The sequence below is a fragment of the Pseudomonas sp. MYb541 genome, from assembly GCF_037479595.1.
Taxonomy (GTDB): Bacteria; Pseudomonadota; Gammaproteobacteria; order Pseudomonadales; family Pseudomonadaceae; genus Aquipseudomonas; species Aquipseudomonas canadensis.
In genome coordinates this window covers 43,977-65,927 of record NZ_JBBGYS010000033.1, presented here as the reverse complement: position 1 = coordinate 65,927, position 21,951 = coordinate 43,977, and the positions used below count along the sequence as shown (strand labels likewise).

General features: G+C 61.3%; 20 protein-coding genes. 9 read left to right on the top strand and 11 right to left on the bottom strand.

The genetic code is table 11. From position 1 onward, the window contains the following. The first annotated feature begins 20 nt into the window (after positions 1-20). From WH299_RS20305 to WH299_RS20290, 4 genes are read left to right on the top strand one after another with little or no spacing between them, the layout of a single operon-like run. Positions 21-311, top strand: coding sequence for a hypothetical protein (locus WH299_RS20305; RefSeq protein ID WP_339551133.1), 291 nt, complete (start codon positions 21-23; stop codon positions 309-311). Continuing rightward, the gene (locus WH299_RS20300; protein WP_339551132.1) at positions 311-1,171 is read left to right on the top strand and encodes a DUF72 domain-containing protein; all 861 of its coding nucleotides are present in this window, start codon (positions 311-313) and stop codon (positions 1,169-1,171) included. The genes WH299_RS20305 and WH299_RS20300 overlap by 1 nt, the downstream gene beginning before the upstream one ends. Before the next feature lie 27 nt (positions 1,172-1,198). After that, a complete protein-coding gene (locus WH299_RS20295; RefSeq protein WP_339551131.1) occupies positions 1,199-2,026 on the top strand; it encodes an isocitrate lyase/PEP mutase family protein in 828 nt (275 codons plus the stop codon). A 21-nt stretch (positions 2,027-2,047) separates the two neighbouring features. Next, positions 2,048-2,728 carry an extensin-like domain-containing protein gene (locus WH299_RS20290; protein WP_123476584.1) on the top strand — a complete coding sequence of 227 codons (681 nt, stop codon included), beginning with the start codon at positions 2,048-2,050 and terminating at the stop codon, positions 2,726-2,728. Positions 2,729-2,731: 3 nt separating this feature from the next. Here WH299_RS20290 and WH299_RS20285 read toward each other — a convergent pair whose 3' ends face one another. Next, the gene (locus tag WH299_RS20285) at positions 2,732-3,346 is read right to left on the bottom strand and encodes an energy transducer TonB (RefSeq protein ID WP_122724614.1); all 615 of its coding nucleotides are present in this window, start codon (positions 3,344-3,346) and stop codon (positions 2,732-2,734) included. A 96-nt stretch (positions 3,347-3,442) separates the two neighbouring features. Between WH299_RS20285 and WH299_RS20280 the strand changes: the two genes are divergently transcribed. Then, positions 3,443-4,225, top strand: a complete 783-nt coding sequence (locus WH299_RS20280; protein WP_122724616.1) for a class I SAM-dependent methyltransferase — start codon at positions 3,443-3,445, stop codon at positions 4,223-4,225. A 3-nt stretch (positions 4,226-4,228) separates the two neighbouring features. On the opposite strand, the gene WH299_RS20275 is transcribed toward WH299_RS20280, so the two are convergent. Further along, positions 4,229-4,864: a TetR/AcrR family transcriptional regulator gene (locus tag WH299_RS20275; RefSeq protein WP_323623847.1), complete on the bottom strand. Its 636-nt coding sequence runs from the start codon at positions 4,862-4,864 to the stop codon at positions 4,229-4,231. A gap of 93 nt (positions 4,865-4,957) precedes the next feature. On the opposite strand from WH299_RS20275, the gene WH299_RS20270 reads away from it, so the two are divergent. Further along, positions 4,958-6,058 (top strand): efflux RND transporter periplasmic adaptor subunit, encoded by a 1,101-nt coding sequence (locus WH299_RS20270; RefSeq protein ID WP_323623848.1) that lies wholly within the window; start codon positions 4,958-4,960, stop codon positions 6,056-6,058. A 6-nt stretch (positions 6,059-6,064) separates the two neighbouring features. Continuing rightward, on the top strand, positions 6,065-9,130 hold the full coding sequence (locus WH299_RS20265; protein WP_126569950.1) for an efflux RND transporter permease subunit: 3,066 nt from the start codon (positions 6,065-6,067) through the stop codon (positions 9,128-9,130). A 566-nt stretch (positions 9,131-9,696) separates the two neighbouring features. Here the strand turns inward: WH299_RS20265 and WH299_RS20260 are convergent. Genes WH299_RS20260 through plsB form a run of 3 tightly spaced genes read right to left on the bottom strand, consistent with a single transcriptional unit; the run spans position 9,697 to position 13,399 of the window. Continuing rightward, complete coding sequence (locus WH299_RS20260; protein WP_028619137.1) at positions 9,697-10,386, bottom strand: DUF4197 domain-containing protein; 690 nt, start codon at positions 10,384-10,386, stop codon at positions 9,697-9,699. 40 nt (positions 10,387-10,426) lie between these two features. Next, a complete protein-coding gene (locus tag WH299_RS20255) occupies positions 10,427-10,828 on the bottom strand; it encodes a YbaY family lipoprotein (protein WP_339551130.1) in 402 nt (133 codons plus the stop codon). Positions 10,829-10,879: 51 nt separating this feature from the next. After that, the gene (plsB, locus tag WH299_RS20250) at positions 10,880-13,399 is read right to left on the bottom strand and encodes a glycerol-3-phosphate 1-O-acyltransferase PlsB (protein ID WP_323623849.1); all 2,520 of its coding nucleotides are present in this window, start codon (positions 13,397-13,399) and stop codon (positions 10,880-10,882) included. A 182-nt stretch (positions 13,400-13,581) separates the two neighbouring features. Between plsB and WH299_RS20245 the strand changes: the two genes are divergently transcribed. Continuing rightward, positions 13,582-13,791: a cold-shock protein gene (locus tag WH299_RS20245; RefSeq protein WP_003219353.1), complete on the top strand. Its 210-nt coding sequence runs from the start codon at positions 13,582-13,584 to the stop codon at positions 13,789-13,791. Positions 13,792-13,928: 137 nt separating this feature from the next. On the opposite strand, the gene WH299_RS20240 is transcribed toward WH299_RS20245, so the two are convergent. From WH299_RS20240 to WH299_RS20225, 4 genes are all read right to left on the bottom strand, one after another. Further along, positions 13,929-14,306, bottom strand: coding sequence for a hypothetical protein (locus tag WH299_RS20240; RefSeq protein WP_016975830.1), 378 nt, complete (start codon positions 14,304-14,306; stop codon positions 13,929-13,931). Between the two features lie 54 nt (positions 14,307-14,360). Beyond that, positions 14,361-15,170, bottom strand: coding sequence for a putative RNA methyltransferase (locus WH299_RS20235; protein ID WP_339551129.1), 810 nt, complete (start codon positions 15,168-15,170; stop codon positions 14,361-14,363). Further along, complete coding sequence (gene dapE, locus WH299_RS20230; RefSeq protein WP_028619141.1) at positions 15,170-16,321, bottom strand: succinyl-diaminopimelate desuccinylase; 1,152 nt, start codon at positions 16,319-16,321, stop codon at positions 15,170-15,172. Before dapE ends, WH299_RS20235 begins: the two co-directional genes overlap by 1 nt. Positions 16,322-16,567: 246 nt before the next feature. After that, positions 16,568-19,159 carry a glycosyltransferase gene (locus WH299_RS20225; protein ID WP_126569951.1) on the bottom strand — a complete coding sequence of 864 codons (2,592 nt, stop codon included), beginning with the start codon at positions 19,157-19,159 and terminating at the stop codon, positions 16,568-16,570. 217 nt (positions 19,160-19,376) lie between these two features. Here WH299_RS20225 and tcdA point away from each other — a divergent pair, with 217 nt between their 5' ends. After that, on the top strand, positions 19,377-20,186 hold the full coding sequence (gene tcdA / locus WH299_RS20220) for a tRNA cyclic N6-threonylcarbamoyladenosine(37) synthase TcdA (protein WP_164393649.1): 810 nt from the start codon (positions 19,377-19,379) through the stop codon (positions 20,184-20,186). Between the two features lie 116 nt (positions 20,187-20,302). On the opposite strand, the gene WH299_RS20215 is transcribed toward tcdA, so the two are convergent. Further along, positions 20,303-20,716, bottom strand: a complete 414-nt coding sequence (locus tag WH299_RS20215) for a SufE family protein (protein ID WP_339551128.1) — start codon at positions 20,714-20,716, stop codon at positions 20,303-20,305. Continuing rightward, positions 20,713-21,918: an aminotransferase class V-fold PLP-dependent enzyme gene (locus WH299_RS20210; protein ID WP_028619145.1), complete on the bottom strand. Its 1,206-nt coding sequence runs from the start codon at positions 21,916-21,918 to the stop codon at positions 20,713-20,715. Before WH299_RS20210 ends, WH299_RS20215 begins: the two co-directional genes overlap by 4 nt. Between the last annotated feature and the right edge of the window lie 33 nt (positions 21,919-21,951).

Here is a 21,951-nt window from a genome sequence, read left to right as displayed (position 1 = left end):
CCGATAGCGAGTTCGCGCCCATGCGTATTGATGGCTTTTCCTCACAGTCCTACCCAATCAAGCGCAAGCCACGTAAGGCAAACGTTACGGTAGACGAGTCCGTCGAGGATTCGCCAGACTTCATTGAGGTCCAGTCCGACGCACAGGCCAACGCTCAAGCCCGTGTCAGTGGTCTTCCCGCCCGTCAGCAAGACATGGTCTTCCCGCGCTCCATGAGCAAAAGCGTCGCAACCGCCCTGGCCAGCTACCTGACCACCGCCGGTTTTGTCGAATGGGATATGGAAGTGCTGGGACTCGATATCCACATCTGATGCGCCTGCCTTACTACCTCGGTTGCCCGTCCTGGAGTGAAAACGCCTGGCGCGAGTACCTGTACCCCGCCGATGCCCGTTCCAGCGACTACCTCGCGCTCTACTCCCAGGTCTTCAACGCCGTTGAGGGCAACACCACGTTCTATGCACGACCCTCGGCCGCCACGGTGCAACGCTGGGCTGAAATCATGCCCGACGATTTTCGTTTCACGGCCAAGTTTCCCGGTGATATCAGCCACAGTGGCAACCTGATTGAGCAACTGCCGGCTGCGGAAAGCTTTGTGGGCTTGATGAGTCCCCTGGGAGCGCGCGTATCCCCGCTATGGTTGCAACTGCCCGCGACGTTCACACCGCAGCGTCTGGGGGAGTTGGCAGGCTTCATTGATGGCCTTGAGCGGCCCATGGCGGTGGAAGTGCGTCATTCGGAATTCTTCGCCAAAGGCGACGCCGAGCGCATGCTTAACCGCTTGTTACGGGACCGGGGCGTGGAGCGCATCTGCCTGGACCCGCGCGCGTTGTTCAGTTGCACGTCCACGTCAGCCGCCGTGCTGCACGCCCAATCGAAAAAGCCCAAGGTGCCAACCCGGCCGGCGGCCCTGACGCAGTTTCCCCAAGTGCGTTTTATCGGTCATCCCGAACTGGAAGCCAACGACCCATTCCTGGTGCCGTGGGTGGAAAAAGTTGCCGGGTGGATCGAAGAAGGCCGCACCCCCTATGTGTTCCTGCACACCTCGGATAATCGCCTCGCGGCACAACTGGCCCTGCGTTTCCACGACCAGTTGATGGCACGCCTGCCGGGTCTGCTGCCGCTGCCGACCTTGGATCGTGCTCCCGCCGTGGAGCAACTGGGGTTACTCTAGGGCTCCTTTTCCCGCCAGGAGCCCGACATGGATGCCCAAACCCTTCGCGCCGAAACCTTCAAGGCCTTGCACGAACGTGACCGCGCGTTCGTGATGCCCAACCCTTGGGATGCAGGCTCTGCCGTGATGCTGGCCAGCCTGGGGTTTGAAGCCCTCGCCACCACCAGTGCGGGCTACGCGTTCAGCCTGGCGCGCCCGGATGCGGAAGGGGCGTTGTCCCTGGAAGACACCTTGATCAACGCGGGCATGATTGCCAATGCCACGGCGTTGCCGGTGGCGGCGGACCTGGAAAACGGCTTCAGCGACACTCCCGAAGGCTGCGCCCAGACCATCCTGCGTGCCGCCGCCACCGGCATTGTCGGCGGCTCCATTGAAGACGCCACAGGCATTGCCGCTGACCCTATCTATCCTTTCGACCTGTCCGTCGAGCGTGTAGAGGCCGCGGTGGCTGCCGCGCGCAGCCTGCCATTCCCGTTCACCCTGACGGCCCGTGCGGAAAACCTCCTGCATGGCCGCCTGGATTTGCCCGACACCATCCGCCGCCTGCAAGCCTACGCCGAAGCCGGTGCCGACGTGCTGTATGCGCCGGCCCTGCGCAGTGCCGAGGAAGTGCTGGCGGTGGTCAAGGCGGTGGCGCCCAAGCCGGTGAACGTGTTGATGTCCGGCGGCTTGAACCTCAGCGTCGCGCAACTCAGCGCGTTGGGTGTGCGGCGGATCAGCGTCGGCTCGGCTCTGGCGTTGGCTGCCTATGGCGAGTTCTATCGTGCGGCCCAGGAAGTGTACGAACTGGGCACGTTCACCTTTACCGAACGCAAGATGCCATTTAGCCAGGCCAACCAGTTCTTCAAGGGCTAAGGGGTGCGTTTTTTCAAGTTGATGGGTGTGCTGCTGATCCTGGCCGGCGCCTTTGCCGTTGGCGTCTGGCGTGGTTGGGTGCCGCTGCCGGCCGATTGGAACCCGTGGGCCCCGCTGGATGTGCGCGCCAGCCCGAACCTATTGACCCGCTACAAGCTGGGTCGCCTGCAGGATGACCCGGCGTTGTGCGACCAAGTGCTGGAGACCTCGGGCCTGCGCGTCAGCCATCAAGCCGATACGCCCGCTGATGCGGCGTGTCCGCTGCGCAACACCTTGCGCGTTCAGGGTGCCGCGGTTGGCCTGAGCAGCAGTTTTCTCGCCAGTTGCCCGCTGGCGGTGGCGTTCGCCCTGTTCGAGCGCCACAGCCTGCAGCCGGCGGCCCAAGCGGTGTTCGGCCAGGCGGTGACGCGGGTCGATCATCTGGGCAGCTTTGCCTGCCGCAATATGTACAACCGCGCCGAAGGGCGACTCAGCCAGCATGCGTCGGCCAATGCATTGGACATCGCCGGTTTTCGCCTGGCGGACGGGCGCAGTATCAGCGTGCTCAAGGATTGGCCGGGGGAGGACGATAAGGCGCGGTTCCTGCGTCAGGTCCGCGACAGTGCCTGCGATGATTTCAACGTGGTGCTGAGCCCGGATTACAACGCCGCGCACCGCAACCATTTCCATCTGGATATGGGGCGTTGGTGGGTGTGTCGCTGAGCATCAGGCGGCCAGGCGCAGGTTCTGGGTGACCAGCGGGCGCGCCCAGTAGTAGTCGAAGTCGAGCGCTTTTTGCTGCGCGACCAGCTCTTCGGTCGGGTACGGCGTGGCGGCTGGCGGCAGCAGGTCCAGTTCGAATTCGGCGATGGGCAGGTGCAGTGGGCGTGGCTCCGGCGCTGGGCCTGGCTCTGGCAATGGTTCGCCGGCGGTGAGCACAATCGGGCGGACCCAACCGCTTTCGAAGTTCTGCTGGCGCTGCTGGGCGACGATTTCTTCTTGCGGGAACGGCGTGGCGGCCGGTGGCAACAGCTCGGTTTCGAACTCGGCAATTGGCAGGAACAGCGGTTCTGGTGGGACGATTTCGGTGTCTTTCACGTCGCACTCACGCTGGGTGAGTATCTGCGATAACAGGTCGGCGCCGGCGCTGGGCTCTACCGCGGGGTCCGCCGACGCCTGCACTGCCAGCGCGTCCGGCGTATCGCCGAGCTGTTCGGCCAACGCACGGGCGAAGAAGTCCTGCCACACATGACTCACCCCAGCCAGCGCTTGAGTGTTGCGCAGGCCGTAGTGGTTGTGGGTCGGCAGTACACCGATGGTTAGGGGAAGAATGTCTGACATTTTTCTCGGTCGACGCTCAGCTCTGGCAAAATACCTGACTGTTGTTTTTATCGGCCGCTGTTTGCCGATCCTTAATATTTTTGAGCGTAGTAATTGATGAGCGAACAACCAGCGGCCAGCCGCATCCAGGTCGAGGCCTTGGGCGAGGGTTTCCAAGGCCGCGCCGAGCAGTGGGCGTCACTGCTCGATTTGCCGATGCATGTAGCCGATGCAGACTTTTCCCTGCAAGTGGGGGAGCACGGCCTACAGCTGCAACAGCTCGGGCCTGATGCGCCAGGGCCGGTGCGGGTGGATTTTGTCGAAGGCGGTGCGGCACATCGTCGACTGTACGGTGGTGGCAGCGGGCAGATGATCGCCAAGGCCGTGGGCATCGCCCAAGGCGTGCGCCCCCGGGTGCTGGATGCCACGGCCGGCCTGGGCAAGGACGCCTTCGTGCTGGCCAGCCTGGGCTGCGAGATGAGCCTGATCGAGCGCCAGCCGCTGATCGGCGCCTTGCTCGAAGACGGTCTGGCACGTGGCGCGGATGATTTTGAGGTGGCCCCCATCGTGGCGCGCATGCAGTTGCTCAAGGGCAACTCCATCGACGTGATGCGCAACTGGGAAGGTGAACCGCCCCAAGTGATCTACCTCGACCCGATGTTCCCGCACCGTGAGAAAACCGCCTTGGTGAAGAAGGAAATGCGCCTGTTCCGGCCACTGGTGGGGGATGATCCAGACGCACCGGCGCTGTTGGCCGCCGCCCTGGCCCTGGCCAGTCACCGTGTGGTAGTCAAGCGCCCGCGCAAGGCGCCGTGCATCGAAGGGCCCAAGCCGAGTCATGCGCTGGATGGCAAATCCAGTCGCTATGACATCTACCCAAAGAAGGCGCTCAAGCCTTGATCATCAGGGCCTGTAGGCCCGCATAAACAACCCCACCACCTCCTGCACATGTTCTTCGGCGGCTTCTTCACTCAGTTGACCGCCGCAGCCATACAGCAAGCAGAAATTCGCCGTGCCCTTGAGCAGGCAGAAGAAATGCTCGGCCGCCGTAAAGGGCTTGTCGATGCTCAGCGCGCCGCTCTGGTCGATCTTGCCGAGCAGACGCTCCATGCCCTGCAGCATGCGCATGGGACCGGCCTCGAAGAAGATCTGCGAGAGTTTCACGTCCTGATTGCCGGTGGTCATCATCAGGCGATGCAGGTTGACCGACTCCTCACTGTTGATCAGGCGATGGAACCCCCGCGCGATATTCAGCAACACAGTCTCCACGGGTATGCCCGCAGGCAACTCGAAGTACATCACCGGCAGTTGTTCTTCGCACTTGGCCACCACCGCGGCGGTGAACAAGGTCTCTTTATCGTTGAAGTGGCTGTACACGGTCAGTTTCGACACGCCGGCCTCAAGGGCCACGGCATCCATGCTGGTACTGGCGTAGCCATTGCTCAAAAACAGGATTTTCGCTGCTTCGAGGATCGCCTGGCGTTTTGCCATGTCCTTGGGGCGCCCGGGGCTATTGGTGTTTACGGGATTGTCGGACATTTTCACCTTTAATACTGGACTGGTGAGTTTGGTATTAATAACATACCCGCCAGTATAATTATTCTTAGCTCCATTTGCGAAAGGTCCTACAGCATGCGCAGTTCTTTCCTGCCCTTTGCGTTGCCTGTCAGTCTGGTCTTCCTGATGGCCGGATGCGGCCATGAAGAAGCGGCCCAGACCACCATCCGTCCGGCCATGGTGGTGCAGCCACAGCCTTCTGCACAGTCGATGGACAGCTACCCCGGTGAAGTGCGCGCCCGTTATGAACCGGACCTGGCCTTTCGCATCGGTGGCAAAGTCAGCAAGCGGTTGGTGGAAGAGGGCGAGCGGGTCAAGGCCAACCAAGCGCTGGCCGAACTCGACCCGCAAGATGTGCGCCTGCAACTGGAAGCCACCCGTGCCCAAGTCGCCGCCGCCGAGGCCAATCTGAGCCTGGTGCGCGCCGAGCGTGACCGCTACAAGACCCTGATGGACCGTCAGATGGTCAGCCGCTCCCAGTACGACAATTCCGAAAATCTCTATCGATCCGGTGAGGCCCGTCTCAAGCAGATCAAGGCCGAGTTCGATGTGGCCAGCAACCAGGCCGGCTATGCGGTGCTGCGTGCGCCACAGGATGGCGTGGTGGCCAAGCGTGCGGTGGAAGTCGGGCAGGTGGTGTCCGCCGGCCAGACCGTGTTCACCCTGGCTACCGATGGCGAGCGCGAAGTGCTGATCAGCCTGCCGGAACAGGGTTTTGGCCGTTTCAAGATCGGCCAGCCCGTATCGGTCGAACTGTGGAGCCAGCCCGACCAGCGCTTCAGTGGTCGCATTCGTGAACTGTCGCCGGCCGCCGATCCAAAGTCGCGTACGTTTGCTGCCCGCGTGGCATTCACTGGGGGCAAGGTCCCAGCCGAACTGGGCCAGAGCGCACGTGTATTCATACAGGTCGACGGCGATATTCCGCTCTCGGTCCCACTGTCGGCTCTCAGCGCAGAGAACGGAGCGTCTTACGTCTGGCGTGTACAGCCCGACAACACCCTCAAGCGCACACCGGTACGCATCGGTGCCTTCGGTGAAAAAAACGTTCCGGTACTGGAAGGTTTGAGCCCTACGGATTGGGTCATTGCTGCCGGTGTACATGTGCTCCACGAGGGCCAGCAGGTGCGCCCGGTGGATCGCTCCAACCGTGTGGTGAATCTGGCGGTCAAGGAGTAGTCCCCGATGGGTTTCAATCTTTCCGAATGGGCGTTGCGTAATCGTCAGATCGTCCTGTTCCTGATGATTCTGCTGGCAGTGGTTGGCACTTTGTCCTACTCCAAACTGGGACAAAGTGAAGACCCGCCGTTCACCTTCAAGGCCATGGTGATCAAGACCAACTGGCCTGGCGCCACGGCCCAGGAAGTCTCGCGGCAAGTCACCGAGCGCATCGAGAAAAAACTTATGGAAACCGGTGAGTACGAGCGCATCGTCTCGTTCTCGCGTCCCGGTGAATCCCAGGTCACCTTTATCGCCCGTGACTCCATGCATTCGGCGCAGATTCCTGAGCTGTGGTATCAGGTGCGCAAGAAGATCAGCGATATCCGCCAGACCTTGCCACCGGATATCCAGGGTCCGTTCTTCAACGATGAATTCGGCACCACCTTCGGCAATATCTACGCCTTGACCGGTGATGGTTTTGACTACGCGGTGCTCAAGGACTACGCCGACCGCATCCAGATTCAACTGCAGCGCGTGGCGGATGTGGGCAAAGTCGAGTTGCTGGGCCTGCAGGACGAGAAGATCTGGATCGAACTGTCCAACCTCAAGCTGGCGACCCTCGGTTTGCCGCTGGCAGCGGTACAGCAGGCGTTGCAGGAGCAGAACGCAGTCTCCACTGCCGGGTTCTTCGAAACCCCGAGCGAACGCGTGCAACTGCGCGTATCGGGTAACTTCAAGACCGTGGAAGAGATCCGCAACTTTCCGATTCGCGTGGGCGACCGTACCTTCCGTATCGGCGACGTAGCCGACATACACCGTGGCTTCAACGACCCGCCGGCACCGCGCATGCGTTACATGGGTGAAGACGCGATCGGCCTGGCCGTGGCCATGCGTGACGGTGGCGACATCCTGGTACTGGGCAAAGCCCTGGAAGGAGAATTCGCACGCCTGCAGAAGAACCTTCCAGCCGGTATGGAACTGCGCAAGGTGTCAGACCAACCGGCGGCGGTGAAAACCAGCGTCGGCGAATTCGTGCAGGTACTGGCCGAAGCCTTGGCCATCGTGTTGCTGGTGAGTTTCTTCTCCCTTGGCGTGCGTACCGGCATGGTGGTGGCCCTGGCGATTCCGCTGGTGCTGGCGATGACCTTTGCCGCCATGTATTACCTCGGTATTGGTCTGCACAAGATTTCCCTCGGCGCCTTGGTGCTGGCGCTGGGTTTGCTGGTGGACGACGCAATCATCGCTGTGGAAATGATGGCGATCAAAATGGAGCAGGGTTACGACCGGCTCAAGGCCGCCAGCTTTGCCTGGACCAGCACCGCATTCCCGATGCTCACCGGTACGCTGATCACCGCAGCAGGCTTCCTGCCGATTGCCACCGCGCAATCGAGTACCGGCGAATACACCCGTTCGATTTTCCAGGTAGTGACCATTGCGTTGCTCGCCTCCTGGGTGGCTGCAGTGGTGTTCGTGCCCTACCTGGGGGAAAAACTCCTGCCGGACCTGGCGAAGATTCATGCAGCCAAGCACGGCACCGATGGTCCGGATCCCTACGGCACACCTTTCTATCAGCGCGTAAGACGCTTGGTGGAGTGGTGCGTGCGTCGGCGCAAAACCGTGATTGTCCTGACCCTCCTGCTGTTTATCGGCTCGGTGGCGCTGTTCCGTTTTGTGCCGCAACAGTTCTTCCCGGCTTCCGGCCGCCTGGAGCTGATGGTCGACCTGAAGCTGGCCGAAGGGGCGTCCTTGAGCAACACCGCTGACCAGGTTAAACGCCTGGAAGCCTTGCTCAAGCAGCACGCGGGCATCGACAACTACGTGGCCTATGTCGGTACCGGTTCGCCGCGTTTCTACCTGCCGCTGGACCAACAACTGCCGGCCGCCAGCTTTGCCCAGTTTGTCGTGCTGGCCAAAACCATCGAGGAGCGCGAAAGCCTGCGCACCTGGCTGATCGAAACGCTCAACGAACAATTCCCTGACCTGCGCTCACGGGTTACGCGCCTGGAGAACGGCCCGCCTGTGGGCTATCCGGTGCAGTTTCGCGTGACCGGCGAACATATCGAAGAAGTCCGCGCCCTGGCTCGGAAAGTCGCTGCAAAGGTTCGCGAAAATACCCACGTGGTCAACGTTCACCTGGACTGGGAAGAACCGAGCAAGATCGTCTACCTCAATATCGATCAGGACCGCGCCCGTGCCCTCGGCGTGAGCACGGCCAATCTGTCGAAATTCCTGCAGAGCTCGTTGACCGGTTCCAGCGTCAGCCAGTACCGCGAGGACAACGAGTTGATCGAAATCCTCCTGCGCGGCACCGTGCATGAACGCACCGAGCTGTCGTTGCTGCCAAGCCTGGCGGTGCCTACCGACAACGGCAAAAGCGTGGCGCTGTCGCAGATCGCCACCCTGGAGTACGGCTTCGAAGAAGGCATCATCTGGCACCGCAACCGCCTGCCAACGGTGACCGTGCGCGCCGATATCTACGGCAAGGAACAACCGGCGACCCTGGTCCAGCAAATCCTGCCGACCCTGGAAGGCGTACGCGCCGAGCTGCCGGATGGTTACTTGCTGGACGTCGGCGGCACGGTCGAAGACTCCGCCCGTGGGCAGAACTCGGTAAAAGCCGGCGTGCCGTTGTTCATCGTGGTGGTGCTGACGTTGCTGATGCTGCAACTGCGCAGCTTCTCACGCACGGCGATGGTGTTTCTGACGGCGCCGCTGGGCCTGATCGGCGTGACGCTGTTCCTGCTGGTATTCCGCCAGCCCTTCGGGTTTGTGGCCATGCTCGGCACCATCGCCTTGTCGGGGATGATCATGCGCAACTCGGTAATCCTGGTGGACCAGATCGAACAGGACATCAAGGCGGGTCTTGCGCCATGGCAGGCGATTATCGAAGCCACCGTCCGACGCTTCCGCCCGATTGTGCTGACAGCCCTCGCGGCGGTGCTGGCGATGATCCCGCTGTCGCGCAGTGTGTTCTTCGGGCCGATGGCGGTGGCGATCATGGGCGGGTTGATTGTGGCGACGGCGTTGACGTTGTTGTTCCTGCCGGCACTTTATGCTGCGTGGTTCCGGGTGAAGAAGGACGTTGTCTGATCACGCTGGCTGCCCGGCCAGGCAGCGCCCCGCGTTGAACTGGCCGGCTATGTCGGTCATGTACTGGTTCCGCCGGCGTCGGATTTACATACCGATGCAATCTCCATCGATGCCGGCGGAACGCTCCTGACTTTCACCCCACTCAGAAATGCCTGATGGACAGGCACACACGTTCGTACTCTGCCCGTGGGCAAACGAGCGTTTTCTATGAGTTAAGGGAGTGTCCTATGTCGATTCTTACTGCTTTGGTTAATTTCAAATTGTCGCTATTGGAAGCGTTGGTGGGTACCCAGTCATCTCGACCAGGTATTGAGTCCGCGAAGCCGCAAAAGCCGGCTTGTGGCAACTGGGGTCAGCACCACCGTCCCCATACAAACCGCTACCCGGGATACAACCATTCTCAACCCGCCAAATCGGTTCGCAGAAAGCCACACCCGCACGACGTCGCTGAGCATCAACTGCCCAGCAGGCCTGTGTTTTCGTTGTTTTCCTTGAATCGTTGAGAACGTAAGACCGCTGCGCCCAGGCCAATGATTGGCGACCTGGGCGCAGTGCAATGGGAGGCGTTACAGCGCGCCAAATACCTTTTTCGCCAAACTGGTGGCTGCCGCCGCCGGGTTCTCACGAATGGTTTCTTCCTGCTTCGCAATCATCTTGAACAACCCGTCCAGCGCCTGCTCGGTCACGTAGTTCTCGACGTTGGCGCTCTTGGCGTCCACAGCGCCAAAGGCCGCGGCCTTGCCGGCCAGGGCGTTGTATTGCTGGGCGACGCCGACCTTGTCGGTCGCCGCTTTGACGATCGGCAGGAACTTGGCGCGGATTTGCTCGCGGCTGCTTTTGTTCAGGTACTGGGTGGCCGAGTCCTGGCCACCACTGAGGATGCCCTTGGCGTCAGTCACGCTCATGTTCTTCACGGCGTTGACCAGGATCGGCTGGGCCTGGGTCACGGCGGTTTCGGCGGCCTTGTTCATGCTGGTTTCCAACTGAGTCACCTGGTCACCCATGCCGAACATTTTCAGTTTGTCGGCGACTTTGCCCAACTTGCCAGGCAGACCGATCTTCACTTCCGGGTTGTTGCTGAAACCACCCGGTACGCCCAGTTGCTTCACGGCGATCTGCGCGCCTTGGGTCAGGGCGTCCTTGAGGCCGCCACTGGCGTCGCCCTGCGACAGGCTGCTCAAGTCCAGGGCCATGGCGTTGGCACCGAACAGCAGGCCGGCACACAGGGCAGTAAAACGAAGGGAGTTACGGAGCATGGGCGCTTCCTTTTTAATCTGGCTTAAGTTCTGGAGACTATCAGTGGGTAACAGCATCAACCCGCAGGCGCAGGGGTTGCGTGTCTTGGCCATTGAGCTGCACAGCGTGCCGTTCGGTGGTGATAAACAGTAGCTTGCCATCCACTTCGATGCGAGCGCTCACCGAATAAGTGTGGCCAGGTTTGATTTGCGCCGGGTCATAGCTCAGGTGAAACGGCAGCGGCACCTGGCCTTTGACCGGACCTTTCTGCTCAGCCAGGGTCACGGCCGGAGCATCCATCAGCGACACGTCTTGCAGGCTGACGCTCAAGGTCGCGGTGGGCGGCAGGGCGATGCGTTGCAGGTAGAACACTTCGCCGTCGAGGCTGGCTTTGGGGGCAGGGCTCATGGATTGGCAAGCTCCGAGCAGAGCGCTCAGGCCCAGGAGGATGATCTTTTTCATGGTGTTGCTCCTTTTCAACGGCGCCGGAATCCATCCGGCGCCTCTTTAAATCTAGCGGGTTTGTTCAGGTGCAGTGGCGTCGGGTTCGACAGGTGCTTCGGCGGCGTCATCCACGCGATGCAACGCCACTTGGCGGATCGACAGGCGAATCTCCGCCGGCAGCACGCGTTTCGCCGCGCCTTCGGCCAGTTCCCCGAGCAGGTCGTGATAACTCAGTTTGCCGGCCTCGTCGCGACGCAGCACATCTTGCTCCAGCAAGGTCTGGATGAAATGTCGGAAAAGGCTCTTGTCGAAGAATTCCGGGGCGTTGAGGCCATGCAGGATCGACAGGCGCTGGGCCATGATCGTGCACAGGTCTTCCAGTTCTTCGGCACTGATGCTGTTCTGGCCGCTGTTGAGCAGCAGCGAAATCGCCATGTAGAAGCGTTGCAGGGTCTGGGCAATGCTCTTGGACAGCAAGGTCAACAGCACAAAGTGCCGCGAACTCGGCGCCGGACGCAGGTAGACATTGTTTTCGAAACGCAGTAGGCCCTGTTCGACAAAGGCCTCCAGCCATTGGTCGATTACCGTGTCCAGCTCTTCCAGCGACCAACGAATGAACAGTTCCGATTGCAGGTACGGGTACAGCGCGTGGGTGTAACGCAGGATCTGGTCGCGGCTCATCCGTGAACTGCTCTGGAAGAAGCTCGCCAGCAGCGCCGGCAGGGCAAAGATATGCAAAACGTTGTTGCGGTAATAGGTCATCAGGACGGCGTTCTGCTCGTCCAGGTACAGAATCTTGCCCAGGGCATCACTCTGCTCCGACAGCAGGTCCATGTCCTTCACATGCTTGATCAGCGCCAGGCCATCGCCTTCGGGCAAGGTGGTGTGAGGCGAGTAGGGCACGCGGCGCAGCAACGCCAGGTACAGGTCCAACTGGCGCGCCATGGCTTGTTCGTCCAAGGCCAGGCGGGTGGTGGACAGCAATGCCAGGGCCACGAGGTTTACCGGGTTGACCGCAGCGGCTTCGTTCAAGTGGCGTGCCACCTGTTCGCCGAGGCGGTTGGTGGTTTCGTTGAGCCAGGCCGGCTTGTAGTTCGGACCCAGTTCCTGGGCACGCCAGTCCGGTTGCTCGCTGTCGAGGAATTCGGCCAGTTTGATCGGCTCACCGAAGTTGACCGCGACCTGGCCAAAGCGCTGCTTGAGCGCGCCGACCACTTTGAAAATATCGAAGATCGACTCTTTCTTCTTGCTCGCGCCGCGCAACTCGCCTAGGTAGGTGCGGCCTTCGAGTACGCGCTCATAGCCGATATACACCGGCACAAACACGATCGGCATGCGTGAGGAGCGCAAGAAGCTGCGTAGGGTGATCGCCAGCATCCCGGTCTTCGGCTGCAACATGCGTCCGGTACGCGAACGTCCGCCTTCGACGAAGTACTCCACCGGAAAGCCCTTGGTGAACAAGGTGTGCAGGTATTCGTTGAACACTGAGGTGTACAGCGGGTTGCCCTTGAAGGTGCGGCGCATGAAAAACGCACCGCCACGGCGCAGCAGGCTGCCAATCACCGGCATGTTCAGGTTGATTCCGGCGGCGATGTGCGGCGGGGTCAGGCCATTCTTGAACAACAGGTAGGACAGCAACAGGTAGTCGATGTGGCTGCGGTGACAAGGCACGTAGATCACCTCGTAACCCTGGGCAACCTTTTGCACACCTTCGATGTTATTGACCTTGATGCCGTCGTAGATCTTGTTCCAGAACCAGCTCAGTACCACTTCGAGGAAGCGGATCGCCGTGTAGGTGTAGTCCGAGGCGATCTCGTTGCCGTAGCGCAGGGCCTGGGCCTTGGCTTTCTCCGGGCTGATCTTCTCCCGTTCGGCCTCATCGGCAATGGCCTGGCGCACCAGCGGCATGTTGACCAGGCCCTTCACCAGGTTGCGGCGGTGGGACAAATCGGGACCGATCACCGCCGTCTTCAGGTTACGAAAGTGCACGCGCAGGATGCGTTGAGCCATGCGCACGGTACGTTCGTGGCCTTTATTGTGCTCGATCAATTCACGCAGGTTGATAGGCGCAGAGAATTGCACCCGGGTCTTGCGACCGAGGATCAGAATGCTCAACAGCCGGCGCAGACGCCCGGTGACGGCCCAACTGTCGGCAAACAATAGCTTCCACGGGCTGGATTCGCTCTCGGGGGACTGGCCCCAGAACACGCTGACCGGAATGATTTGTGCATTCTCTTCGGCGTGTTCGGTGAGGGTGTTGACCAGACGGGTCAGTGTGGGCGGCGCGCCGCGCTTGTCCTGGCGGCCGAGCCAGTCCGGTTCCGGTGTGAGGTAGAAGAACGCCGCCGGTTCCATCAAGGGGCCTACCGATACCGGCAGCACCGGGCGCGGCAGGCCAGCTTTGGTGCACTCGGCGTCGACCACGGCCAATTCGGTGAGGGAGGGCGATTGCAGGACGTAGAACACCGGCCGGCTGCGGTCCAGGTTAAGGGTCAGGGACGACTGGTTGATCGTCTCCGAGCGGACCCAGAGGTACAACAGTCGGCGCAAGGTGCCGAACACTAGACGGCGGAACGGGGAACGGGTCATAGGCGTGCTGCTTCAAGTGGAAAAAACCGAGCAGGCGCTCGGGCGGGTAGTGTGCCGTATTCGCCGAAAATCGGCAAAAAAGCAGCGATGTAAACTTGAGTTGATCGTTTTTGAGCCTGTCTTATACTCGGCAGTTCAATGCGAGCGACTCAACAATAAAAATGCATGTGGGAGTAAGACAGATGGCAACGCGTGAAACCGGCAATGTGAAGTGGTTCAACGATGCAAAGGGTTATGGCTTTATCCAGCGCGAAGACGGCAAGGATGTGTTTGTGCACTACCGTGCCATTCGCGGTGAGGGCCACCGCTCTCTGGCTGAGGGCCAGCAAGTGGAATACGCCGTGGTGACCGGCGAGAAGGGGTTGCAGGCGGAGGATGTGGTGGGTCTATAAAGACCCAGGCTTGGCAACCCAATCAACTGTGGGAGCTGGCTTGCCTGCGATAGCATCACTGTGGTCTTACTGATAGACCGAGGTGTCTGCATCGCGGGCAAGCCAGCGCCCACATTGATTGGGTTTGCAGGTTTAGCTCAGGCGGTTTTCCAGGTGATCTGCTCTTCACCGTCTTCGCTGATCCGAATCCAGGTGTCAGCGCTTTCCTCACCTTCTTCCTCAACCCAAGTCCCCGGCGCGCAACGCACTTCCACGTTCAGCGCAGCAAACGCAGCGCGGGCGCAGGCGATGTCGTCGTCCCATGGGGTCTGGTCGCTTTCCAGGTACAGGCTGTTCCATTTGCCGACGGCTTTGGGCAGCCAAGTGATGGGCACATTGCCGGCTTTGCATTTGTAGGTCTGGCCTTTCTGGACCCAGTCGGAGCACGGGCCCAGGGCGGCGCCCAGCCAGGCGGCGATGGCCTTGTGGTCGACGTCGGCGTCCTTCAGGTAAATCTCGATATCGGGTTGGCGCATGGATGTTCCTCGTTGCGGGATTCGAAAATCCATTCGCGGATACTGGAAAGTCAGTTATTGAAGCACGAAATAGTCGTAGCGCATCGACACAGTGACCACCAGCGGCTCAGCCGCCTCAATCACCTGTGCGCGACGCTCGGCGCTGGCACGCCAGCCATGTGGGGTCATGGCCAGCAGGTTGGCGCGGTCCTGGGGCTCGGCGAGGCTCAGGGTGAATTCCAGCGTCTCGCTGTGCGCCAGGCTCATGCCATCTGGCACCAGGGCCAGGTGCTTGTCGTCGGTGTACTCACGCACTTCGTCGTACAGGCGTTCGCGCAGTTCCATCAGGTGACCGCTGGTCGGGCCGACCTTCATTAACCCACCGCCGGGGCTGAGCAGGCGCTTGGCCTCTTCCCAGTCCAATGGGCTGAACACGCTGGCGAGAAACTGGCAACTGCCTGACGACAACGGCACACGGGCCATGCTCGCGATCAGCCAGGTCAGCGCCGGGGTGCGCTTGCAGGCACGCTTGACTGCTTCCTTGGAGATATCCAGCGCGTAGCCATCGGCGTGGGGCAGGGCGTCGGCGATCTGCGCGGTGTAGTAACCCTCGCCACAGCCGATGTCGACCCAGTGCGCCGGGGCACGTTCTGCGGCCAATTCGGCCAGGCGCTTGGCCACTGGGGCGTAGTGCCCGGCGTTGAGGAAGTCGCGGCGCGCTTGCACCATCGCCAGGTTATCGCCCGGGTCGCGGCTGTTCTTGTGCTGCACTGGCAACAGGTTCAAGTAACCCTGGCGTGCGCGGTCGAAACGGTGTCCGGCCGGGCACTCCACGCCATTGTCCACCGCGTTGAGCGGGGCGCTGCAAAGAGGGCACGCGAGCATCAGGCGAGCAACTTGATCAGGGTCTGGTAGTAGATTTCGGTCAGCACATCGAGGTCACTGGCGAGGATGCGCTCGTTGACCTGGTGGATTGTCGCGTTGACCGGGCCCAACTCGACCACTTGCGTACCCAATGTGGCGATGAAACGCCCATCAGAAGTACCGCCGCTGGTGGACGCCTGAGTTTCGCGACCGGTGATCGCCTTGATGCTGGCTGAGACCGCATCCAGCAACGCGCCCGGTTCGGTGAGGAACGGCAGGCCCGACAGCGCCCACTCCACGTGCCAGTCCAGACCGTGTTTGTCGAGGATCGCCGCAACGCGCTGCTGCAGGCCTTCGACGGTGGACTCGGTGGAGAAGCGGAAGTTGAACACTGCCGTCAGGTCACCCGGAATCACGTTGGTCGCGCCGGTACCGGAGTTGAGGTTGGAGATTTGGAAACTGGTGGGCGGGAAGAAGGTGTTGCCGTCGTCCCAGTGCTCAGCGGCTAATTCGGCCAGGGCCGGCGCAGCCAAGTGGATCGGATTCTTCGCCAGGTGCGGGTAGGCCACGTGGCCTTGTACGCCGCGCACGGTCAGGGTGGCGCCGAGGGAACCGCGACGGCCGTTCTTGACCACATCGCCCACCAGCGTAGTGCTCGATGGTTCGCCGACGATGCACCAGTCCAGGCGCTCCTTGCGTGCGGCCAGGCGTTCGATCACGGCTTTGGTGCCATGGTGCGCCGGGCCTTCTTCATCGCTGGTGATCAGGAAGGCCACCGAGCCCTTGTGGTCCGGGTAGTCGGCGACAAAACGCTCCGACGCCACCAGCATCGCGGCCAGGCTGCCTTTCATGTCTGCTGCGCCACGCCCGCAAAGCATGCCGTTTTCATCGATCAACGCGTCGAACGGGTCGTTTTGCCAGGCCTGCACCGGGCCGGTCGGCACCACGTCGGTATGACCGGCGAAGCACAGCACCGGGCCTTCGTGCTTGCCATGGGTGGCCCAGAAGTTGTCCACGTCTTCGATGCGCATCGGCTCAAGCGCAAAACCGGCGTCGCCCAGACGCTGCATCATCAGCTTCTGGCAGTCGGCATCGATTGGCGTGACCGACGGGCGACGGATCAGGTCGATGGCGAGTTGAAGGGTCGGCGAAAGGTCGGCGTGGGCCGTCATGGGGGAACTCCGGAAAGCATGTAATGGGCGCAGGGCGAATGTGGACTTGAAACGGCGCAGATTCAGTGTGGGAGCTGGCTTGCCCGCGATAGCATCGCCGCGGTGTACCAGCCAGACCGCGGCGCCTGTATCGCAGGCAAGCCAGCTCCCACATTAGAGCAGGGCTGGGCCAATACTCACAAAACGGCCGTTATCTTATAGCAAAACGGCGGCCAGAGGCCGCCGTTTAGTGCATTGCGCAAGTTTTTACGCCGCTGGCACGGGTTCCGGCGCCGCCGCAGGTTTCGGCAGCGAAGACAGGAACGCCATGATCAGTGCCGCCACATACGGCAGCGACTGCACCAACAACATCACCACCCAGAAGCGGATGTCATTGCTCGGCAGGCCCTGCACCAGGTAAATCCCCAGCGCCGCGCCCCACAACAGCAGCATGATGAACATTTCTTCGCGGGCTTCGGAAATCGCCACCCAGAAGCCGTGGTTATCCGCGTTTTTCGGTGTGCGGAAGAACGGAATGCTGGTGGTGAAGAAGCCATACAACACCGCCTTGGCGATGGTGTGCGACAACGCCAGGCCGGCCAGGGCCGCGCAGAACGCATCCTTCAAGTTCACGCCTACCGCGCGACGGTAGAGGAAGATGATCTTGCCCACCTTGAACACAAACAACGCCAACGGCGGGATGGCGAAAATCAGCAGCGGCGGGTCAACCCGCGTCGGCACGATGATCATCGCCGCCGACCACAACAACGCGCCGACGGTGAAGAAGATGTTCATGCCATCCGCCACCCACGGCAACCAGCCCGCGAGGAAGTGGTAACGCTGGCCACGGGTCAACTCGGTGTCCTTGCCGCGCAAGAGGCTTGCGGTGTGACGCTTGATGATCTGGATCGCGCCGTAAGCCCAGCGGAAACGCTGTTTCTTGAAGTCGATAAACGTATCCGGCATCAAGCCCTTGCCGTAACTGTCGTGGTAATACGCCGCCGACAGGCCTTTCTCGAATACGCGTAGGCCCAGTTCGGCGTCTTCACAGATGCACCAGTCGGCCCAGCCCAGTTCTTCAAGCACCGAGCGTCGGGTCATGGTCATGGTGCCGTGCTGGATAATCGCGTCACGGTCGTTGCGGGTGACCATGCCGATATGGAAGAAGCCCTTGTATTCCGCGTAGCAGAGCTTCTTGAAGGTGCTTTCGTTCTGGTCGCGGTAATCCTGCGGCGACTGCACTACGGCGATTTTCGGGTCGGCGAAGTGCGGGACCATGTGCTTGAGCCAGTTCGGCGATACGCAGTAGTCGGAGTCGATCACCGCGATCACTTCGGCGTCCTTGGCGGTGTGCGGGATCAGGTAGTTCAGCGCACCCCCCTTGAAACCGGCCAGGGGCGCGACATGGAAGAACTTGAAGCGCGGGCCGAGGGTTTCGCAGTAGTCGCGCACCGGCTCCCACACCGCTGGGTCCTTGGTGTTGTTGTCGATGATCAGGACTTCGTAGTCCGGGTAATCGAGGGCGGCCAGGGCGTCGAGGGTCTGTTTGACCATCTCCGGCGGCTCGTTGTAGCACGGCACGTGGATCGACACTTTCGGGCGGTAGTCCGAATCCCCCTCGACCGGCAGGAATTCACGCCGACGCTTGTGGGTCCACACCGCTTCCGCCAGTTCGTGGGCTTCGGTCAGCAACACGATAAACACGCCCAGGGCGCCGAGGGCGAGAAGGATGCCCACGGTGACACTGAACCAAGTGCTGTATTGCTGGCTGTAGTCGTAGCCGATCCACACCAGTACCGAACCGCAGAGGAACGCGATAAAGGTCAGGAAGGTACGACCACGCTGGCGCAGGGCCGAGCCGTCGATCATCAGCAGGGTAAGGGACAGCAGCGCGAGCACCACCGAACCGATGGCCAGCACGCGCCATTGCGGGATCGCGACAACCGGCCCTTCAAAGTTGAATTTCTGCTGGCGTGCGGCGTTGTACACGCCCCAGTAAGCGCCCGCCGAGCCTTCGTCGCTGACTTTCCACGGCTGATCGAAGGCCTCGATCACGAAGTAGTTGAAGCCCTGGCGATTCAGCTTGTTCACCAGCGTCCGAAGGTAGATCGCCTGGTCGGCCGGGGAGGTTTCATTGCCCCCGCGCATGCGGCCGTTGCTCGGCCAGCCCACTTCCGACAGCAACAGCGGTTTTTTCGGGAACAGTTTCTTCAGGTCGCGGGCGCGGTCGAGTACGTACTGGCCGGCCTTGTCCATCGGGATGTATTCCCAGAACGGCAGGATGTGCGCGGCGATCAGGTCGACGTGCTTGGCCAACTGCGGGTTCTTTTCCCAGATATGCCATTGCTCGGACGTGGTCACCGGTACCTTCACGGCGGCGCGCACCCGGTCCAGCAGCACGATCAGCGCTTCAGGGGTGATTTCTTCACGGAACAGCGCTTCGTTACCGACCACAACCCGCACGACACTGCGCGAGCTGTTGGCTATTTCGATGGCGCGCTGGATTTCTCGCTCGTTGCGCTCAAGGTCCGGGCTGATCCAGATCCCCAGGGTCACACGCAGGCCGAACTCTTCCGCCAGCTTGGGGATATCCCCCAGGGTGCCGTCGACCGAGTAGGTACGGATGTTGTCCGTCAGCTTGCTCATGATCTCGAGGTCGCGACGCATCTGGTCGTCGGTCGGGTACTGGTCTTTCTGCGGGTACTGGCCTTGCTGGAACGGCGAGTAGGAAAAACCGGAGATCTGTTCAGGCCAGTTGGGGGTGGTGACGGGGCGGTTGATCAGCGCCCAGAAACCGGTGAACAGCGCGGCGATTGCCAGCACGATCACCAGGTTGAGTCCAAATTTACGCGATGCCATGGCTATTTCGGGTTCCAAAGGGTGTGGAACGAAAAGAGGTGTCGGCCTACGCCGAACGGCGCGCATCCTACACCGGCCCTTCCCTGACCGTACAGCAAGCAGAGAAAAACCGGACATTAGTCCGCGAAAGACCATCTAAGTTCTTTACTTGTAGCTTGTCGCTTCGAACTTGTCGCTGCGTAGTCCATAATGCGCGCCGGTTTTTGGGGTAATGGTCATGAGTACAGAAGATCCGCGGTTTGCAGGCGTCGCCCGCTTGTATGGCATTGAAGGCCTGGAACGCTTGAAAGCGGCCCATGTGGCGATCGTCGGCGTCGGCGGCGTAGGCTCCTGGGCGGCGGAAGCCGTGGCCCGTTGCGGGGTGGGCGAGATTTCGCTGTTTGACCTGGACGATGTCTGCGTCAGCAACAGCAACCGCCAGTTGCACGCGCTGGACAGCACCGTGGGCAAGCCCAAGGTCGAGGTGATGGCTGAGCGCCTGCGCGGCATCAACCCGGATTGCACGGTGCATGCGGTGGCGGACTTCGTGACCCGTGACACCATGGCCGAATACATCACGCCGGACATCGACTGCGTGATTGACTGCATCGACGCGGTGAATGCCAAGGCCGCGCTGATTGCCTGGTGCAAGCGCCGCAAGATCCAGATCATCACCACCGGCGGCGCTGGTGGGCAGATTGACCCGACGTTGATCCAGGTCTGCGACTTGAACCGCACCTTCAATGACCCGTTGGCGTCGAAAGTGCGCTCGACCCTGCGCCGCGACTACAACTTCTCCCGCACCGTGACCCGTCATTACAGCGTGCCGTGTGTGTTTTCCACCGAACAGCTGCGCTATCCCAAGCCGGACGGCAGCATTTGTTTGCAGAAGAGTTTTGTCGGGGATGGCGTGAAGCTGGACTGCGCGGGCGGCTTTGGTGCGGTGATGATGGTGACGGCCACCTTTGGCATGGTCGCGGCGACCAAGGCGGTGGACAAGATTGTGGCCGGGGTGCGCAGGCCTTCCGAGCGGGTCAAACCCGCCTAGATCTCACTGCTGAACATAGATCCAAATGTGGGAGCGGGCTTGCTCGCGAATGCGGTGATTCAGTCAATGATGTATCTACTGACACTGCGCTTTCGCGAGCAAGCCCGCTCCCACATTTAGTTTTGTGTAGGGCTTAATGCCCGCATACGCTGCAGCACAGCGTTCAGGCCATTGCTGCGCGACGGTGACAGTTGGCGGGAAAGCCCCAGTTGCGCGAACCAATCCGACAAGTCCACCGTCTGCAACTCAGCCGTCGACAACCCATTGACCCGCGCCAGCAGTAACGCCACCAACCCTCGAATCATCCGTGCATCGCTGCTCGCAACAAACTGCCAGTGGCCATCCTCCAAACGCCCCACCAGCCACACCAGGCTTTCACAGCCCTGCACCAGGTTGGCGTCGACCTTGTCCTCATCCGCCAATGGCGGCAGACGCTCGCCCCATTGCATCAGCATCCGCGCGCGCTGCTCCCAACTGCCGACGGCCTGGAAGGCGTCAAGCGCGGCAACGGCCTCTACCGGCAAGCTCATCGCAGCATATCCAGGGACTGGTCCAGCGCTTCGAAGAAGCGTTCCAGGTCATCGGAATCGTTATACAGCGCCAGGGACACGCGAATGGCTCCCGACAGGTGCATCGCCTTGAGCAGGGGCATCGCGCAGTGATGGCCGGCGCGCACGGCAATACCTTGCTCGGTGAGCAAGTGCGCAAGGTCGGCGTTATGCACGCCCTCCACGACAAAACTCACCAGAGCGACCTGCGGTGATCCGAGTACGCGCACGCCATTGCGCGCGTTGAGTCCGCGCAACAAGTAGTCATGCAGCGCCGCTTCGTGGGCAACGACGGCCTGCTGGTCCAGCGAACTCAGGTAATCCAGGCTGGCGCCCAGGCCAATCACGCTGGCAATCGGCGGTGTACCGGCCTCAAAACCCAGCGGCGCAGGGCGGAAGCTGGCGCTGTGGTAGTCGGCCTGCTGCACCATCTCGCCGCCAAACTGCCAGTGGCGCAGGTGGTGCAGGGCTTCGTTGCGACCAAACAGCACGCCAACGCCATCCGGGCCATACAGCTTGTGGCTGGAAAACACATAGAAGTCGCAACCCAGGGCCTGCACGTCATGACGACCATGGACGATACCCTGGGCGCCGTCGATCACGGTCAACGCGCCGTGTGGCTGAGCGAGTGCCAGCAAGGCTTCCAGCGGCTGCCAGGCGCCGAGCACGTTGGACAGCTGGCTCACTGCCAATAACCGTGTACGCGGACCGATCAGCTCGGCAGCGGCAGCCAGGTCGATCACGCCGTCATCGCCCAGTGGCAGTACCACCAGGTTCAGCGCGCGGCGCTTGGCCAATTGCTGCCAGGGCAGCAGGTTGGCGTGGTGTTCCAGGGCGCTGATGACAATCTCATCGCCCGCATTGAATAAGTGCTCAAGGCCATAGGCCAGGAGGTTCAGCGCTGAAGTTGCGCCGTGGGTGAACACGATCTGCCCGCTGTCGCCTGCATTCAACCACTGCGCGACCTTGCTGCGGCTGTCTTCAAACGCCTGGGTCGCATGGGCGCCTGGCAAATGCTGGGCCCGGTGCACATTGGCTGCGCCGTTGGCGTAGTAATGGCTGATGGCATCCAACAAAGCCTGGGGTTTTTGCGTGGTGGCGGCGTTGTCCAGGTAGGTCTGGTCTTGCCGTTGCAGGGTGGCGATGGCCGGAAAGTCGGCGCGCCAGGGGGAGGGCACTAGCATGGTGTTCAAGACTCGTATAAGCGAGCCCCAGGG